This is a genomic window from uncultured Tateyamaria sp. (assembly GCF_947504105.1).
Classification (GTDB): domain Bacteria; phylum Pseudomonadota; class Alphaproteobacteria; order Rhodobacterales; family Rhodobacteraceae; genus Tateyamaria.
Map to the genome: position 1 here is coordinate 39,016 of NZ_CANNGP010000017.1, position 16,838 is coordinate 55,853.

15 protein-coding genes are annotated in these 16,838 nt (G+C 62.3%); 10 read left to right on the forward strand and 5 right to left on the reverse strand.

All coding sequences use genetic code 11. The annotated features are described in order from the left end of the window. Window positions 1-35 precede the first annotated feature (35 nt). Window positions 36-1,043: a magnesium chelatase ATPase subunit I gene (gene bchI / locus Q1A75_RS12020; RefSeq protein WP_299549696.1), complete on the reverse strand. Its 1,008-nt coding sequence runs from the start codon at window positions 1,041-1,043 to the stop codon at window positions 36-38. Continuing rightward, complete coding sequence (gene crtA, locus Q1A75_RS12025; protein WP_299549699.1) at window positions 1,040-1,753, reverse strand: spheroidene monooxygenase; 714 nt, start codon at window positions 1,751-1,753, stop codon at window positions 1,040-1,042. The genes bchI and crtA overlap by 4 nt, the downstream gene beginning before the upstream one ends. A 97-nt stretch (window positions 1,754-1,850) precedes the next feature. Between crtA and Q1A75_RS12030 the strand changes: the two genes are divergently transcribed. From Q1A75_RS12030 to Q1A75_RS12040, 3 genes are read left to right on the forward strand one after another with little or no spacing between them, the layout of a single operon-like run. After that, on the forward strand, window positions 1,851-3,377 hold the full coding sequence (locus Q1A75_RS12030; RefSeq protein WP_299549702.1) for a phytoene desaturase: 1,527 nt from the start codon (window positions 1,851-1,853) through the stop codon (window positions 3,375-3,377). Continuing rightward, complete coding sequence (gene crtB, locus Q1A75_RS12035; protein ID WP_299549705.1) at window positions 3,374-4,408, forward strand: 15-cis-phytoene synthase; 1,035 nt, start codon at window positions 3,374-3,376, stop codon at window positions 4,406-4,408. Before Q1A75_RS12030 ends, crtB begins: the two co-directional genes overlap by 4 nt. Before the next feature lie 5 nt (window positions 4,409-4,413). Further along, complete coding sequence (locus tag Q1A75_RS12040; RefSeq protein WP_299549708.1) at window positions 4,414-4,896, forward strand: TspO/MBR family protein; 483 nt, start codon at window positions 4,414-4,416, stop codon at window positions 4,894-4,896. A gap of 270 nt (window positions 4,897-5,166) precedes the next feature. On the opposite strand, the gene Q1A75_RS12045 is transcribed toward Q1A75_RS12040, so the two are convergent. The 3 genes from Q1A75_RS12045 to crtD form a co-directional block, all read right to left on the reverse strand. Continuing rightward, window positions 5,167-5,637 (reverse strand): GNAT family N-acetyltransferase, encoded by a 471-nt coding sequence (locus Q1A75_RS12045; RefSeq protein ID WP_299549711.1) that lies wholly within the window; start codon window positions 5,635-5,637, stop codon window positions 5,167-5,169. A gap of 1,005 nt (window positions 5,638-6,642) precedes the next feature. Beyond that, window positions 6,643-7,482, reverse strand: a complete 840-nt coding sequence (crtC, locus tag Q1A75_RS12050; RefSeq protein WP_366142202.1) for a carotenoid 1,2-hydratase — start codon at window positions 7,480-7,482, stop codon at window positions 6,643-6,645. Window positions 7,483-7,511: 29 nt separating this feature from the next. Next, window positions 7,512-9,050, reverse strand: coding sequence for a 1-hydroxycarotenoid 3,4-desaturase CrtD (crtD, locus tag Q1A75_RS12055; RefSeq protein WP_299549717.1), 1,539 nt, complete (start codon window positions 9,048-9,050; stop codon window positions 7,512-7,514). 98 nt (window positions 9,051-9,148) lie between these two features. Between crtD and Q1A75_RS12060 the strand changes: the two genes are divergently transcribed. The 7 genes from Q1A75_RS12060 to pufQ all read left to right on the forward strand — a co-directional run bounded on the left by Q1A75_RS12060 (window position 9,149) and on the right by pufQ (window position 16,676). Continuing rightward, entirely contained in the window at window positions 9,149-10,030 is an 882-nt protein-coding gene (locus Q1A75_RS12060) for a polyprenyl synthetase family protein (protein ID WP_299549720.1), read from the forward strand. Beyond that, a complete protein-coding gene (locus tag Q1A75_RS12065) occupies window positions 10,027-11,154 on the forward strand; it encodes a methyltransferase (protein ID WP_299549723.1) in 1,128 nt (375 codons plus the stop codon). The genes Q1A75_RS12060 and Q1A75_RS12065 overlap by 4 nt, the downstream gene beginning before the upstream one ends. Window positions 11,155-11,286: 132 nt before the next feature. Beyond that, window positions 11,287-12,222 (forward strand): chlorophyll synthesis pathway protein BchC, encoded by a 936-nt coding sequence (gene bchC, locus Q1A75_RS12070; RefSeq protein ID WP_299549726.1) that lies wholly within the window; start codon window positions 11,287-11,289, stop codon window positions 12,220-12,222. Between the two features lie 3 nt (window positions 12,223-12,225). Next, window positions 12,226-13,227: a chlorophyllide a reductase iron protein subunit X gene (locus Q1A75_RS12075; protein ID WP_299592311.1), complete on the forward strand. Its 1,002-nt coding sequence runs from the start codon at window positions 12,226-12,228 to the stop codon at window positions 13,225-13,227. Continuing rightward, window positions 13,224-14,792 (forward strand): chlorophyllide a reductase subunit Y, encoded by a 1,569-nt coding sequence (bchY, locus tag Q1A75_RS12080; protein ID WP_299555628.1) that lies wholly within the window; start codon window positions 13,224-13,226, stop codon window positions 14,790-14,792. Before Q1A75_RS12075 ends, bchY begins: the two co-directional genes overlap by 4 nt. Window positions 14,793-14,925: 133 nt before the next feature. After that, on the forward strand, window positions 14,926-16,449 hold the full coding sequence (gene bchZ / locus Q1A75_RS12085; protein WP_299555626.1) for a chlorophyllide a reductase subunit Z: 1,524 nt from the start codon (window positions 14,926-14,928) through the stop codon (window positions 16,447-16,449). Continuing rightward, window positions 16,446-16,676, forward strand: a complete 231-nt coding sequence (pufQ, locus tag Q1A75_RS12090) for a cytochrome PufQ (protein WP_299555624.1) — start codon at window positions 16,446-16,448, stop codon at window positions 16,674-16,676. The genes bchZ and pufQ overlap by 4 nt, the downstream gene beginning before the upstream one ends. Window positions 16,677-16,838 lie beyond the last annotated feature (162 nt).

A 16,838-nucleotide genomic window follows, 5' to 3' on the forward strand; every position in this document is an offset into this window, starting at 1 on the left:
CAATCGTAAGGCGGACGTGCCGTCCGCCGCGCCCGTCATGCCAGCACAGCGTCGACCGTGCGGGTGACGCGGGTGGTGCTGCCGGCTTCGTCCAGCGGATCGCGGCGCAACCGGTGGGACAGGGAAATGGGCGCGATGCGCTTGAGATGGTCGCGGGTGAGCACTTTCTTCTTGTCGAAGGCTGCCAAGGCACGGGCGGCGCGCAGGAGGGTCAACTCGCCGCGCAACCCGTCGCTGCCGAGTGCGATGCACAGTTCGGCGCAATCGTGCAGGATGGCGTCAGGCGTTTCGATCTGCGGCAGGAGCTTGCGGGCGGCGAGGATCTTGCGGCGGATCTTGGCGTCTTCGCGTGCGTAGGTCGCCATGAAGGTGTCGAAATCGCTCTCGAACGCGTCGCGGCGTTTGATGACTTCGATCCTTTGGGCCACATCATTGGGGCTGCGCACTTCGACCGACAGACCGAAACGGTCGAGCAGTTGGGGCCGCAATTCGCCTTCCTCGGGGTTGCCGGAACCCACCAGCACAAAGCGGGCAGGGTGGCGGATGCTGAGCCCCTCACGCTCGACCACGTTTTCGCCGGACTGGGCGACGTCGAGCAGGAGGTCAACGATGTGGTCTTCGAGCAGGTTGACCTCGTCAATGTAGAGGAAACCGCGGTTGGCGCGGGCCAGCAGGCCGGGTTCAAAGGCTTTTTCGCCCCGTGTGAGGGCACGTTCGATGTCGAGTGCGCCTACCACGCGGTCCTCGGTTGCGCCGAGGGGCAGGTCGATGACCGGAGTAGGGACCTTACGGGTTCTTTTTGTCTCTACATTGGCCCAATCGGGGCAGTCTGCGTGCGTTTCAGCGTTGATCGGGCACCCCTGCACCGCGGTGATCGGGGGCAAGAGGGCGGCGAGGGCGCGCACGGCGGTGGATTTGCCCGTGCCCCGATCGCCAAACACCAGAACGCCGCCGATACCGGGGTCGATGGCCGTGAGGATCATGGCCAGTTTCATGTCGTCCTGGCCGACAATGGCGGAGAAGGGAAAGGGCGTTTTCGTCATGCTGCGGTCAGGTCCAGTTGGGCGAGTGGGCTGGTGCCGTCCCATGTGCCGCTGTCGCCAAGGATGGCGAAACGGGCGTAAAGCTCTTCGCGAAACCATGCGCCATCGCGGACGGCCCGGATTGCTTCGGCGTGGGGGCCGTTTGTGCGTGCGAATTGGGCCATTTCCTGCGGCCCGGGCCAGATCGAGAACGTGACCTGGTGGAGCATGGGGACTTCGCCGATCCCGATCTTGAAGACTACGTTGGGGTCGCTGCCGATCATGGCGGAGATGTCAGGGACGCGGCCCCAGAATTTGGTAAGGATACCGGGTTTGATCGTGGCGCGTGTGAGGGCGGCCAGTGGCCCGGTTTTAGGCTCTGATACAGGGGAAAACGGCATTCGGCCGCTCCAGGCGCCGCGGGCGGAGGTGGGGGCCAGAAAGACGGTCCAATCTTCGGAGGCACGGGCGCGGTAGCGTTGGAAAATGCGGGTATGTGCCACGCGTTGCCGCGCCGTGTCTTCGTCCGGCCAGGTGCAGAGGATGGCATAGACGGCAGTGTTGGGCACAGGCGTGAACCCTTCGCCCGTGCCGGAGCCGCAGAGTTTCCAGAACCCGAGATCGGGGACGCGCGACATGGCCAGACGGGCGCCGCCCATCATGGTCAGCGCCCATGCCCGGTCGCGCCACCGCGGAAAACGGAAGAAGGATATGGTTGTTGTCTGGTCCATCAATTCGCACTGGCAGCGTGCCCATTGGCACATGATTTAGCCTATCGGTGGAAAAGAAATTGTCAACTAAACTAGACACTCGTATTGTTTTGAAGAGATGACACGCCTTGATCCCATCGAATCGAAGACCCGTGCGGGCAACCGCGCCATCGTCATTGGTGCGGGCTTGGGTGGGTTGGCTGCTGCCATGCGCCTTGGAGCCAAGGGCTATGCCGTCACTGTCGTTGACAAGCTGGATGTGCCGGGGGGCCGTGGATCGGCGATTTGGCAGGACGGGCATCGCTTTGATCTGGGCCCCACCATTGTGACCGTGCCGCAGCTTTATCGTGAGTTGTGGGCCGCGTGTGGTCGGCGGTTCGACGACGATGTGGATCTGCGGTCTTTGGACCCATTCTATGAAATCCGCTGGCCGGATGGCACCAAGTTCGTGGCCCAGCACGACACCGATGCCATGCGGGAAGAGGTGGCCAAGATAGAGCCGCGCGATGTGGCTGGTTTTGACGCCTTTTTGCGCGACAGTGCCAAGCGGTACTGGTTTGGCTTCGAGGATCTGGGCCGGCGGTCCATGCACCAGCTTTGGGATTTGGTGAAGGTGCTGCCCACCTTCGGGATGCTGCGGGCTGATCGCTCTGTCTATGCCCATGCGGCGCACCGGTTCCGCAATGAAAAGCTGCGCATGGCGTTTTCGTTTCACCCGCTCTTTATCGGCGGCGATCCGACCCATGTGACCAGCATGTATATTCTGGTGAGCTATCTCGAGAAGGAATTTGGCGTGCATTACGCCATGGGTGGGTTGGCCGGGATGGCCCGGAAGATGGCCGATGTGATCGAGGATCAGGGCGGTACGCTGCTGATGGACACTGTGGTTGACGAAATTGTTGTCGACAACGGTCGTGTGCGTGGGGTGCGGTTGGAGTCGGGGCTGGAGCTGGGCGCTGATGTGGTCGTATCCAACGCCGATGCCGGTCACACCTATGATCGGTTGATGCGGCAGGTGCCCAAGAAGCGTTGGACGCCCGCTAAGTTGAAGCGCACGCGCTATTCGATGAGCCTGTTTGTCTGGTATTTCGGGACCAAGGGCACGCGGGGGCAGTGGGGTGATGTGGGTCATCACACGATCCTGAATGGGCCGCGTTATACTGGCTTGCTGAGAGATATTTTTATCAAGGGCACGTTGTCGGAGGACATGAGCCTGTATGTGCATCGTCCGTCTGTCACCGATCCGTCCGTCGCGCCGGAGGGGGATGATACGTTCTATGTACTGTCGCCGGTTCCGCATCTGGGTCATGGCGGTGTAGATTGGGCGACGGAGGCGGAGGCCTACAAGGCCAAGGTTTTGGCTGTGCTCGAAGATCAGCTTTTGCCCGGGTTAGGATCGAAAATCATCACCGAACAGGTTTTCACGCCCGAGACCTTCCGCGATCGGTATCTGTCGCCGCATGGGGCGGGTTTCTCGATCGAACCGCGGATTTTACAGTCAGCCTGGTTCCGGCCTCACAATGTGAGTGAAGAGGCCGAGGGGCTGTACCTGGTGGGTGCGGGGACCCACCCCGGCGCGGGTGTGCCGGGGGTGATTTCAACGGCGGAGGTTCTGGCGCAGTTGGTGCCGGATGCGGTGACATGATCGATCCACGTGACCTTGAGGCTTGTACCGAGGCGATCCGCCATGGGTCGCTGTCGTTTCACGCGGCATCGAAGCTGTTGCCCACGCGGGTGCGCGACCCGGCGCTGGCGCTTTATGCGTTCTGCCGGTTGGCGGATGACGAGGTGGACCTGAAGGCCGAGAAGGTGGAGGCCGTGCTGCGCCTGCGGGATCGGCTGGATCTGGTTTATGCCGGAAGACCGAAAGACGCGGCGCCGGACCGGGCCTTTGCCGCTGTTGTGGAGCAGTTCGAGATGCCGCGTGCCTTGCCGGATGCGCTGCTTGAGGGACTGGCATGGGATGCGGATGCGCGGACCTACGCGTCGCTGTCCGGCGTGAAAGACTATTCGGCGCGGGTGGCGTCTGCGGTGGGCGCGATGATGTGCGTGCTGATGGGTGCGCGCGATGCGGATGCGCTGGCGCGGGCTTGTGATCTGGGCGTGGCCATGCAGCTGACGAATATTGCCCGCGACGTGGGCGAAGACGCGCTGGAGCGCCGTTTGTACCTGCCGACAGAGTGGCTGGAAGAGGCGGGGATGACGCCCGAGGGCTTCTTTGCCGACCCGCGCCCGACCAAGGCGGTGCGGGCGATGGTCAAGCGGTTGGTGATGGAGGCGAACAGGCTCTATTACAGGTCAGAAGCGGGGATTGCCGCGCTGCCGCGCGGGTGCCGTCCGGGGATTTATGCGGCGCGGTTCATCTATGCGGGCATCGGTGGGCGGCTGACGGGGATGGGGTATGACAGCATCTCCGCTCGGGCGCGGACATCGAAGGCACAGAAGCTGGGGTGGCTGGCGCAATCGGTGGCGCTGAGCGGGACCAGCATGGTCATGCCGCAATCGGCCGTCCTTTATGCCAAGCCGCTGCCCGAGGTGCAGTTTCTGGTCGATGCTGCCGCCACCGGGGCGCGGCCTAGCCGCAGTGACAGTCTGTTCGAAGCGCTGGCCTCGCTGGAAGCCAAGCGACAGGCGGATCGGGCAAGCTTGATCGGGACCCGCGCACGGGTTACGTGACCCTCATGTTCTGGCTTTTGTTCTGCATCTTCTTCGCCGCCTGTCTTGGCGCGGGCGTAACCGGTGGGTTGTTCCCGCCGGGCCCATGGTACCGCGCGCTGAACAAGCCAAGCTGGACCCCGCCCGACTGGGTGTTCCCGGTGACGTGGATTGTGCTGTACGTCTGCATGGCGGTGGCCGGTGCCCGGGCCGCGATGGCAGAGGGCAACGGGGTCGCCATGGCGTTCTGGGCGATGCAGATCGCGTTCAACGGGCTGTGGACGCCGGTGTTCTTTGGTTTGCGAAATATCCGGTTGGGCATGGCGATTATCGGGGTGCTGTGGGTGACGGTGCTGAGTGCGATGCTGGCGCTGTGGCAGGTCGATACGCTCGCGGGGGTGCTGTTCGTGCCGTATCTGGCTTGGGTCACGATTGCGGGGGGATTGAACGCCGAGGTGTGGCGGTTGAACCGGGATGAGGCGGCTAAGGGGTCTGTGCAGGCGGGGTGAGGGGGCTTTCGCCAGACCAGCTGCCCGTATTTTCGACGCGCTGACAGGACCGGAACAAGCCGAAGGCGCCGGTCCAACACAAGCCCGTTCCGGCGGGCTGGTGTTTTGGTGTCTGTGCCGGACAGAATTTTTGTGGGATGTGTTTGGCGGCTATTAAGCGCTGCCGAATGTATGGTGCGACACCGGCCCACGGGCTTGCGTTGGACCGGCTTGAGAGCGAGATGCGGGACTTTGCTGCCGTTCGCGCACGGAGGGCGCAGGTCCGGTTAGCTAGTTTAAATCTCGTTCGACCGTCATGGTAACAGGCAGAAAGCCATGACGTTCGAGAAGCCTTGCTGATGCTTGATTGAAAACTGCATGAGATGCCCGCACTGCCGACGCCCCTTTTTCGAGTGCACGCCTGATCATCTCTTCCATGAGTTTGTCAGCGATACCTTGTCTTCTATGCTGCTCATGTACGGCTATTTCGTTAAGCATAGCAATGCGACGTGGTACGAGGATGCCGCCGGAGGAAACGTCTGAAATGACGGCCAAGAGATAACCTGAAACCGTGCCATCCTGCACATGACAAAGGGCGATTGCGCCGGGATGAGACATCTGCGTTTCGATGATACCCAATAGGTCTGAATCCTCATCAACACTGCGGTAAATACACGGATATTGAGAGGCATGAGCGTCTTGTGTTGACCTAAGTAAATCGCAGACAGGCCGCAAATCCTCACAACTAAGATCTCTTATCACTCTGCATCCTCGGTATATTCACAACTTTGGTGAACCAGACATTCATGCAAGACGCAGCATCGGTCAACATGGACTCATTTGCGACCTCGAAACGCGCGCGGCATCAGCGGTAGCCCTGGCTTGAATTCACGATCCGGCAGAAATCGACCGATACGCGTCTAAGTTGTTGAGTGAGACATGTCTGGCTGTTAACCAGCGAAACTGGAAACCCTGATTCAGGAGAGATTCAGATATGATCAATTGTCAGACCCCAATGCTTCGCGCGCCAGGCGCAGTAGCCCGTTAACGCGGTCTGACAGGTTTCCGATCTGAAGGCCGCCTCATGAGCGGCCTTTTTAGTGTTTTTACTCATGTGGCGGCTTTCCATCATCAATGGAGAGAACAATGCCAAGCTTATCCCTTTACATCCCACTCAGCCGGTCGCGCGGCCTATTGCTGCGCCTTGCGGCCGTTTTGGCCCGCCGCCCCCACAAAGCGCGTTCTGTTCCGCGCGGGCCCGTGGAGTTGCCGGATTATCTAAAGAATGACGTCGGCCTCCCTGCAGAGATTGAACGCCCGCCGCCTCTTCACCATAGGCCGCCTTTTTAACCAGCCCCAGGCAAGCGGGTCGGGCGCCATCCTACGAAATAGTGTTCCTTCTATTTCGGGTGGACAGTGACTTGCCCACCCGAAATTCTCAAACTGGGACCGGTCGCCAAGGCCAGGTTGATGTATCGAAGGCGACATTCGTGCTGGGTGCTGCATTGGTCATACAGGGCTCAAAGCTGCCGTTCACCTAACTATCCGGCACGGAATAGAGGAGGCCCCTGGCCGCCGCCGTGCCATCGTCTGACCGCCCCCGGTCAGGCGATTGGGCTGGCCTTTGTGGTTGTAGGCCTGTCGCGCCATGGTTGCTTCCATAAAGTGCCCGGAAACGTGTGGTGGGTTGCCTCCCCGCGGTCAGGCGATGGCACTGCGGGGTGTTTTTCGGGGTCCGTAGGGTGAGCGTTTGTCGCGCACCGTGCCTCAGGTGAAGGTCCATTTGCTGCGCCTTGGCACGCGGACGGCGAGCATGGGTTTGATCAGGGGCGAGCGGAAGCGGGTGAGGTCGAGCGCTTCGTGCACGCCTGTGGTCCGTTCGCCGTTCAGTGTCGTTTCCACGGCCGAGCGGGAGTAGAACGGCGCGTCGAGCATGTTTTGCACTTGGCGGGCTTTGGCGCCTGCGTCTCCGCGCGTTTCGCGTTTGACCGCCCAGAGCGAGCGGCGGATGGGGGCTTTGGGCGGGAGTGGGATGCTGGTGGCTTTGCCCGTTTCGTCGAAATGGAAGCCTGCGGCGAGTTCTGAGCCGTCGAGCCGTGTGGCGTCGTAAAAGCAGGTGGCGCCGTCCCCGGTCGGGTAGCGACCCCAGGTCCAGTACGAAAAGTCTTCTTCCAGTGCGCGTGTGCCGAAATTGGCGTCGAAGTAGCCTTCGCCCGACCACTGCCAGCCGGGGCGGTCGATGTCGACTTCGATGCGGCTGCGTGGGGCGAAGGGGCGCCAGACGTGGCTGCTGTCGTCCGTGAGGGCGAGCTCGACATTGGTGAGCGCCGAGGGGATGACTCGGATTTGTCCCTTGATCCGCGAGATCAGCGGGGGAGATGAGATTTCGTCGATGTCGATCACGAGCGTGTCGTTTTCCCATCGCATCATTGAGGGGCCGACTTCGAACCTTGAGGCCGTTTGCCGGAGCGCGGAGGTGCCCCGGTCTGTCATCGTGAATCGGCCGCCTTTGCCATAGGTGGCGACGTTGATGCAGACGTGGTTTTGCGGGTTCTTGCGCCCGGACCAGCGGTACCAGGGTGAGAACACCGAGCCTATGAAGCCGATGACCGAGACGGCGCGGGTGCCGCAATCGCTTAAGCCGTCGACATACCACCACGCATAGCCGTTTGGCCCAACCTCGACGTTGAAATTTGGTCGCTCAAGATCGCATCGACCGCGTGCCGAGCGGAGAGGGTGGCCATGGGCACACCCGCCCCCGGGTGTGTCCCGCCCCCCGCGAGGTAGAGGTTCGGGATCTGCGTTCGGGCCGTGGGGCGTTGCAGGGCGGCTGTCAGCCCGTGCGGCGTCTGACCGTAAAGTGCGCCGCGCGTGGCCGGGAACATCTGCCCGAACGCTTGGGGCGTCGTTATCGTTGTCGTATCCGGGGTCGGGCTGAAGCTGATCCCGTGCTGCACCATCTGGTGCGTGATCTGATGAAGCCATGGCGAGAGGTCCTCGGGCTGGGTGTCCGCTGTTGCGGGGGCGTTTGTAATGATCTCGAACCGTTCGAGCTGGGGCGCGTTGGTTCCCTGGCCGCGGTCGAGAGCGCAGATGTAGAAGCTGGGGTTTTGGGGCACGCGCCCGGCCATGAGGTCGCGGAATTCGGCCTGCGCGTCTTCGGCGAAGAAGACGTTGTGGTGGGCGAGGTCTGGTCCGTGCGGTGTGGCGGCGAAGCTGAGCACGCGGGCGGAGAAGCTGCGTTTGGCCCTGGCCGTTTGTGGGGCGATCTGCGCGGTGTCGGGTCCGAGTGCGCCCGTGGCTAGCGCCCTTGGGTCGCCCGCATGTACCAGCACGTCGCAGGGCAGGCGGGTTCCGTCCAGCAACTGGACGGCAATCGCCCGCCCGTTCCGGACTTCGATCCGGTCCACATGCGCGTTTGTCACGGTGTCGACGCCGTTGGTGTCCAGCACATGGAGCAGTGCCTGCGTCAGCCTATGCATCCCGCCCTTGACCACCCAGACCCCGTTGGCCTCGGCCTGCCAGATCAGCGACAGGATGGCAGGGGCATGGGTGGGGCTGCCGCCGACATAGGTGGCGTAGCGGCCAAAGAGTTGCCGCAGCCTTGGGTCGCGGAAGCTGCGTTTGAGCAGAGTTTTGAGTGTCGACAGTGGGGCCATGGCCGGGATGAGGTAGGGCTGTTTCAGCACGTGTTTGGTGAGGGCGCCGAGTTTGGGCTCGGGGGCCTGCATCATGGGCGCGTCGAAGGCCGTGAAGAGCTGGCGCGTGCGTTTGGTGAATTTGAGGAAGTCTGCAACTGCATCGTTGCCGCCAAAGCTGCGGAGCGCGCCGATGTTGCGCTCTTCGTCCGCATAGAGACTGAGTGTGCTGCCGTCCGGCCAGAAGTGGCGGGCCAGTTCGTTCTGTTTGATCAGCTTCACATGGTCTTCGAGCGTTGTGCCCAGTTGCGCAAAGAGGTCGTCGAAGACGTGCCGCATCGTCAGCACGGTGGGGCCTGCGTCGATGGGGCCTGCCTTGGAAGGGACCGCGCGGATTTTGCCACCGACGGCCGCGTGCCGTTCCAGCAGTGTCACCGCAAAGCCCGCCGCCCGCAGCCGGGCCGCGCAGGCAAGGCCGGCGATGCCCGCGCCGATGATCACGGCGCGTTGCGGGGCGGGGGCTATGACATGGGTCATCGGGTGGAATGTTGACTCGTGACAGGCAATGTGTCCAGTATGATTTACACTTTAGTGTACGCTTAAAGTGACATTTATACCGAAAGGGAGCGACGCGCATGGGCCTGAGCACGCGGATCGAGACGGCGATTGCCGAGGCTGTGGGTGTAGGGCAGGGGGCTGGACGGGCGACCCCGCCGAAGCTTGCGAGCGCTTTGTATTACGCGACGGCCCCCGGTGGTGCCCGCATCCGCCCGACCATTCTCATGTCTGTTGCGATGGCCTGCGGTGATGATCGTCCGGCAGTCTCTAACGCGGCGGCATCGGCGCTGGAGATGGTCCATTGCGCGTCCCTCGTCCATGATGATCTGCCGTGTTTTGACGATGCGGATATGCGCCGCGGCAAGGCGTCGGTGCATCGTGCCTATTCCGAGCCGCTGGCCGTGCTGGCGGGCGACAGCCTGATCGTGCTGGCCTTTGAAACCTTGGCCCGCCAGTCGGGGCATGCGCCCGAGCGGGTGGCGCAGTTGATCATGACCCTGGCCCAACGCACCGGCATGCCCGGTGGCATTTGCGCAGGGCAGGGATGGGAGAGCGAGGATCAGGTGGATCTGAAGGCCTACCATCAGGCCAAGACCGGGGCGCTGTTCATTGCGGCCACGCAGATGGGCGCCATCGCGGCAGGGCAGGATGCCGAGCCGTGGTTTGAGCTGGGCGACCGGATTGGCGAGGCTTTCCAGGTGGCCGATGACTTGCGCGATGCGCTGTATGACGAGGCAACCCTTGGCAAGCCTGCGGGTCAAGACGATCTGCATGGGCGCCCGAATGCGGTGGCCTCATTTGGCGTGCAGGGGGCGATCAGCCGCCTCAAGGATATTCTGGGTGGGGCGATTGCCTCGATCCCGAGTTGCCCGGGCGAGGCGCAGCTCGCCGAGATGGTGCGGATGTATGCGGAGCGGCTGACGCCTGTTGTGTCTCCATCCCGCGTGCCGGGCGAATGACAAGTGAGGCGCATGACCTGCCCGGTTGGCCCAAGTATAGGGTCAGCGGCTGGTTGAACCGGCTGGTCGCGCGGCCCGGATTTCAAAGTTGGGCCAGCAAGTTTCCACTGACCCGATCGCGGGCGCGGGCCGATGGGGCCGCGCTGTTCGATGTGGTGCAGGGGTTTGTGCAAAGCCAGGTTTTGATGGCTTTGGTGGAGCTGGACCTGTTCCGGCGGTTGCGAGCGGGGCCACAGACAGCCGAGACATTGGGGCGCGCCTGTGATGTGCCTGAGGATCGGATGCGGGTCCTGTTGCAAGCGGCGGCCGCGCTGGGGCTGCTCAAACGCAAGAGGGATCGTTTTGCGCTGGCGCGCAAGGGGGCGGCCCTGATGGGCGTGCCGGGGCTGGAGGCGATGATCCGGCATCACAAGGCATTCTATGATGATCTGCGCGATCCGGTGGCGTTGCTGCGCAAGCCGGACGAAACGAAGCTGAGCCAGTTCTGGCCTTATGTCTTTGGTGGCGATGTGGATGCGGGTGATGCAGCGGTCTATTCCGACCTGATGGCGCAGTCTCAGCGCTTGGTGGCTGAGGACACGTTGCGGACCGTATCGCTGAAAGATGTGCAGCACCTTCTGGATATCGGCGGCGGCACGGGGGCGTTTCTGGAAGCGGCGGGTCAGGCCAACCGGACGATGCAGATGACGCTGTTCGATCTAGCGCCCGTGGTGCCGGATGCACAGGCGCGGTTTGATGCGGCGGGGATGGCCGACCGGGTGACCATCGCGCCCGGGTCGTTCCGCGAGGATGCCTTGCCCGAGGGCGCGGATGCGATTTCACTGGTCCGCGTTCTTTATGATCATTCCGATGACACAGTGCGCGCCTTGCTGGCATCGGTGCATGATGCCTTGCCTCCTGGCGGGCGGTTGATCGTGTCCGAGCCGATGGGCGGCGGTGCCCGGCCCGAGCGGGCAGGGGACGTGTATTTCGCATTTTACACGATGGCGATGCAGACGGGACGCGCCCGATCTGCGGAGGAGATCAGTGCGCTTTTGATCGAGGCGGGCTTTGACCAGGTGCGCTGTCCGACGCCTGCACGCACCTATGTCACGCGCGTTGTGACAGCGGTGCGTCCGATCTGATTTACAGGAAAGTGTCCAATCTAATTGACACAATGATATGTCCAACTAGAATGACACATAACGACAAAGCGTCGCCCTGAGTCTCTTTCAAAGGAAACCGGGCAATTGCGGCGCCCGAACATGGAGATGACCTTGGACACTTCTGCCGTCCTACTGAAAGGTCCCAAAGACCTTGATGTCGACACGCTGGCGCTGACGGCGCCGGGGGCAGGTGATCTGGTTGTCGAAGTCACACATTCCGGAATTTCCACGGGAACAGAGAAACTGTTCTGGTCGGGCGACATGCCCCCGTTTCCGGGCATGGGCTATCCACTGGTGCCGGGCTACGAGGCTACTGGTGAAGTGGTAGAGGCCGGTGTGCTGACCGGGTTCAAGCCCGGCGACCGTGTGTTCGTGCCGGGGTCGAATTGCTTTGAAGGTGCCTTTGGCCTGTTTGGTGGGGCGGCGAAAACGCTGGTCACCGACAGCGAGCGTGTGACCCGTATTGATCCCAAGTTGGGGGCGGAGGGCGCATTGCTGGCCTTGGCCGCTACAGCCCGTCACGCAATGGCAGGTATGAACAAGGCCGTGCCGGACCTGATCGTGGGCCACGGTGTGCTTGGCCGGTTGCTGGCCCGGTTGACCATCGCCTCGGGCGCGCCTGCGCCGAAGGTGTGGGAGATTGACCCTGCCCGTCGTAAGGGCGCGCAGGGGTACGAGGTGCTGCATCCTGACGATGACAAGCGCCGTGACTACCGGTCGATCTATGACGCGTCGGGGCAGGAGAGCCTGTTGAACGATCTGGTCGGTCGCATCGCCAAGGGTGGTGAGATTGTCTTGGCCGGGTTCTATTCCGCGCCTTTGTCTTTCGCCTTTCCGCCCGCTTTCATGAAAGAGGCGCGGTTCCGTGTGGCGGCCGAGTGGACCCGCGAGGATCTGGCCGCAACCCGCGCGCTGGTCGAGTGCGGAGCGCTGCGGCTGGACGGATTGATCACACACACCCGGCTCGCTGCTGATGCGCACGCGGCCTATGAGCAGGCATTCACGGATGGGGCCTGCCTGAAGATGATTTTGGATTGGGAGCACTGAAGCATGAAAGACGAGGTTCCTAATCTTAAGGATTTCGATCAGCGCCTGCGCGATGAGGCCAATGAAGATTTGGCCGACGTGCTGCCCGCTGAGGCGACGAAGGACACGCAGATCATCGCGATCTATGGCAAGGGGGGGATTGGCAAATCCTTCACCCTCGCCAACCTGAGCCACATGATGGCGGAGCAGGGCAAGCGTGTGCTGCTGATCGGGTGTGACCCGAAGTCTGACACCACCAGCCTGTTGTTTGGTGGCAAGGCCTGCCCGACCATCATCGAGACTTCGACCAAGAAGAAGCTGGCGGGTGAAGAGGTTGCCATTGGCGACGTCTGCTTCAAGCGCGGCGGTGTGTTTGCCATGGAGCTTGGTGGCCCGGAAGTGGGTCGTGGCTGCGGTGGGCGCGGCATCATCCACGGCTTTGAGCTGCTGGAGAAGCTGGGCTTTCACGATTGGGATTTTGACTACGTCCTGCTGGATTTCCTTGGTGACGTGGTCTGTGGCGGCTTTGGTCTGCCCATTGCGCGGGACATGGCGCAGAAAGTGATCCTGGTCGCGTCGAATGATCTGCAGTCGCTTTATGTGGCCAACAACGTCTGTTCGGCGGTGGAGTATTTCCGTAAGCTGGGCGGCAATGTCGGTGTGGCCGGGTTGGTCGTCAACAAGGATGACGGGTCGGGCGAGGCGCAGGCCTTTGCCGAGGCCGTGGATATTCCGGTGCTTGCCTCGATCCCGCAGGATGATGACCTGCGCAAGAAATCCGCGAATTATCAGATTGTCGGCACGGACACGTCACAATGGGGTGCCCTGTTTGCTGCCCTGGGAGAGAACGTGGCCGTCGCACCGCCGGTGCGTCCCGCACCCTTGTCGCAGGATGGGCTGCTTGATCTTTTTGACGGGTCCGAGACGGGGGCGGGCATTGAATTGATCCCGGCCACTGACATGGACATGCGCGGCAAGAATGCAGCGCCGAAAGAGTCCCTTGAAGTGGTGTATGACGACGCATGAGCACCAAGGTCACATATGACGCCGCCGATACGGTGGAGGTGACCAAGGGCCACCCGCGCGAGGCAGAGATGCCTGCGGTGGAGGCCCCTGTTGACGGTCTGGGCTGTCATTCAGGCTCCGAGATGGAAAAGGCTGCGCGGATGGCGGGCAACTCCGAGATGTTGGACAAGTTTGCTGCCGACTATCCGCAAGGTCCCCATGACAAGCCGCAGAGCATGTGCCCGGCCTTCGGGTCGTTGCGTGTGGGCTTGCGGATGCGCCGGGTAGCGACTGTTTTGTCCGGCTCTGCCTGCTGTGTGTATGGCCTGACCTTTGTGTCCCATTTCTACGGGGCGCGGCGGTCTGTTGGCTATGTGCCTTTCAATTCTGAGACTTTGGTGACCGGAAAGCTGTTCGAGGACATTCGCGAGTCTGTTCATGATCTGGCGGACCCAGACAAATATGACGCCATTGTCGTGACGAACCTGTGTGTGCCGACGGCCTCTGGCGTGCCGCTGCGGCTGTTGCCGGATGAGATCAATGGGGTTCGGATCGTCGGAATCGACGTGCCCGGGTTTGGTATTCCCACCCATGCCGAGGCCAAGGATGTTCTGGCCGGGGCCATGCTGAACTATGCCCGCGCCGAAGTGGAGGCAGGGCCGGTGGCTGCGCCCGTGGGTGGGAAATCTGATCGCCCGACCGTAGCGTTGCTGGGAGAGATGTTCCCGGCGGACCCGATGATGATCGGGCAAATGCTGGCGCCTTTGGGGCTGGCTGCAGGGCCGGTGGTGCCGTGTCGTGAGTGGCGGGAGCTTTATGCAGCTCTGGATGCGTCCGTCGTGGCGGCGGTGCATCCGTTTTACACCAGCGCCGTGCGTGAGTTCGAGGCTGCTGGTCGGCCTATTGTTGGCTCGGCCCCTGTGGGCCGGGATGGGACGGCGGCGTGGCTCAAGGCCATTGGCGATGCGCATGGCTGTTCGGCTGAGCAGATTGCCGAGGCACAGAATGCCGTTCTGCCTGCGATTTCCGGCGCGTTGGCCGCGACCCCGATCAAGGGGACCATCACCCTTTCGGGCTATGAAGGGTCCGAATTGCTGGTCGCCCGCCTGTTGATCGAGAGCGGGGCGGAGGTGCCTTATGTGGGTACGGCCTGTCCGCGGACGCGGTGGAACGCGGACGATCAGGCGTGGCTTGAGACCAAGGGCGTGAAGGTGACATTCCGCGCGTCGCTGGAAGATGATTGTGCGGCGATGGAAGCGGTACAGCCCGATCTCGCCATTGGCACGACGCCGGTTGTGCAGAAGGCGAAGGAGCTGGGTATTCCGGGTCTCTATTTCACCAACCTGATTTCAGCGCGACCGCTGATGGGTGTGGCCGGGGCAGGATCGCTGGCCGAGGTCATCAATGCTGCCATCGCCAACAAAGGGCGCATGGATCACATGAAAGCCTTCTTCGAAGGTGTGGGTGAAGGTGACACGGCTGGTGTCTGGGAAGGTGCGCCGAATACGCGGCCCGATTTCCGGGCGCAGAACCTGAAGAAGCTGGAACGTCAGCAGAAGGCCGCGAAGGCGGCGGAGATGATTTAGTGCGCGGCGCGTGGAACATATCCCGCGCCCGGTCGATAGGCCGGGCATGCCCGCACCGCCCCCCCGGGGCGGGCATACTGCCCACCCCGCGGCGCTGCCATGCCCTTGCGCTTCATGTCCGGGAGGGTTGGACATGCTGATCATGGATCACGATCGGGCCGGGGGATATTGGGGCGCGGTTTACGCCTTTTGCGCTGTGAAGGGTCTGCAATGTGTGATCGACGGCCCTGTCGGCTGTGAGAACCTGCCGGTGACCTCTGTCCTGCACTACACCGATGCCTTGCCGCCCCATGAGTTGCCCATCGTGACCACGGGTCTGGGCGAGGAAGAGTTGGGCCGTGACGGGACCGAAGGCGCGATGAAGCGGGCTTGGGGCACGTTGGACCCGGCGCTGCCTGCAGTGGTCGTGACCGGTTCCATTGCCGAGATGATCGGCGGGGGCGTGACCCCCCAAGGCACGAATATTCAGAGATTCCTGCCGCGCACCATTGATGAGGATCAGTGGGAAGCGGCGGATCGGGCGATGACCTGGATCTTTACCGAGTTCGGTATGACCAAGGGTCGGATGCCGCCCGAGAAGAAACGCGAGGAAGGTGCGCGTCCTCGCGTTAATATCCTTGGTCCGATGTATGGCACGTTCAACATGCCATCCGATCTGGCCGAGATCCGCAGGCTGGTCGAAGGGATCGGCTGCGAGGTCAACATGGTGATGCCCTTGGGCGCCCATGTGGCCGACATGCGAAATCTGGTGAATGCGGATGTGAACATCTGCATGTACCGCGAGTTCGGGCGCGGGTTGAGCGAGCTTCTTGCCAAGCCGTATCTACAAGCCCCGATAGGGGTCGAGAGTACCACCAAGTTCCTGCGCGCACTGGGGAATTTGGTGGACCTCGACCCCGAACCTTTTATCGAGTGCGAAAAGCATTCGACGCTCAAGCCTGTGTGGGACCTTTGGCGGTCTGTCACGCAGGATTTCTTTGCCACCGCATCCTTTGCGGTCGTGGCGAACGAGACCTATGCCCGAGGCCTGCGTCTGTTCCTAGAGGACGACATGGGTCTGCCGTGCGCTTTCGCGACGGCGCGCGTTGCGGGCAAGAAGACCAACAACGAGGAAGTGCGCGCCTGGATGGGCCAGAAGCGCCCCCTTGTCGTTTTCGGGTCCATCAATGAAAAGATGTATCTGGCGGAGCTGAAGGGTGGGCATGGGCCAAGCCCTGCGTTCATTCCTGCGTCTTTTCCCGGCGCTGCCATTCGCCGGGCCACGGGTACCCCATTTATGGGATATGCGGGCGCAACCTACGTCATTCAAGAAGTCTGCAATGGCCTCTTTGACGCACTCTTTCACATTCTGCCTTTGGCCACCGATATGGATGCGGCCGAGGCGACCCCGACGACACTGCGCCGCGATTTCCCATGGGATGAAGACGCGCAGGCCATGCTGGACCGGATCGTGGCCCAGCATCCCATCCTGACCCGGATTTCCGCGGCAAAGACTTTGCGCGATGCGGCTGAGCAAGCAGCCCTCGCGCAAGGTGCGGACCGGGTTGTGATTGAAACTGTGCGCGCTCTCGATCCCGCTTTGGCGGGGTCGTCCGATATGAAGGATCCGGCCTTGGCCGGGTCGTCAGACAACGTTTCCGAGGGAGGAACAGCATGACTGACATGACATCGAACATGGCGACCGAGGCACCCGCCAGAAAGCGCAACGGCGAGAAGACCGAGTTCATGGTCTATTTCGCGATCATCTTTGTGGCGACCTTGCCGCTGGCCTACCTGACCTGGGCGCTGGCCGCGATCAAGTCGCGCAGCTTTACTGACAAGGGCCCGATGGCCCGGGCCTGGACCCAGGCGCGGATCATCACGCCGATGATCTTCAACGCGTGAGATCAGTCCCGACATATTTTCTAACGGGCCCGCTTTCGCGCGAGCTTATGAGTTCTCTCGGCCTGTGTGCGCCTGCCGAGACACGAGACTGGACGCCTGCCTGCAGGTGGACAGAGCCCGGAGGGGGTGACCCCAAAGGACCCGGCCGCGGGGTGCGCGGCG

Bases quoted from the DNA above. Each gene is read 5' to 3' on its own strand.
- bchI (WP_299549696.1), bottom strand. From the start codon at position 1,043: ATGACGAAAACGCCCTTTCCCTTCTCCGCCATTGTCGGCCAGGACGAC.
- pufQ (WP_299555624.1), top strand. From the start codon at position 16,446: ATGACTGACATGACATCGAACATGGCGACCGAGGCACCCGCCAGAAAG.
- Q1A75_RS12060 (WP_299549720.1), top strand. From the start codon at position 9,149: ATGGGCCTGAGCACGCGGATCGAGACGGCGATTGCCGAGGCTGTGGGT.
- crtB (WP_299549705.1), top strand. From the start codon at position 3,374: ATGATCGATCCACGTGACCTTGAGGCTTGTACCGAGGCGATCCGCCAT.
- bchY (WP_299555628.1), top strand. From the start codon at position 13,224: ATGAGCACCAAGGTCACATATGACGCCGCCGATACGGTGGAGGTGACC.
- Q1A75_RS12075 (WP_299592311.1), top strand. From the start codon at position 12,226: ATGAAAGACGAGGTTCCTAATCTTAAGGATTTCGATCAGCGCCTGCGC.
- bchZ (WP_299555626.1), top strand. From the start codon at position 14,926: ATGCTGATCATGGATCACGATCGGGCCGGGGGATATTGGGGCGCGGTT.
- Q1A75_RS12040 (WP_299549708.1), top strand. From the start codon at position 4,414: ATGTTCTGGCTTTTGTTCTGCATCTTCTTCGCCGCCTGTCTTGGCGCG.
- Q1A75_RS12030 (WP_299549702.1), top strand. From the start codon at position 1,851: ATGACACGCCTTGATCCCATCGAATCGAAGACCCGTGCGGGCAACCGC.
- crtD (WP_299549717.1), bottom strand. From the start codon at position 9,050: ATGACCCATGTCATAGCCCCCGCCCCGCAACGCGCCGTGATCATCGGC.
- Q1A75_RS12065 (WP_299549723.1), top strand. From the start codon at position 10,027: ATGACAAGTGAGGCGCATGACCTGCCCGGTTGGCCCAAGTATAGGGTC.
- crtA (WP_299549699.1), bottom strand. From the start codon at position 1,753: ATGGACCAGACAACAACCATATCCTTCTTCCGTTTTCCGCGGTGGCGC.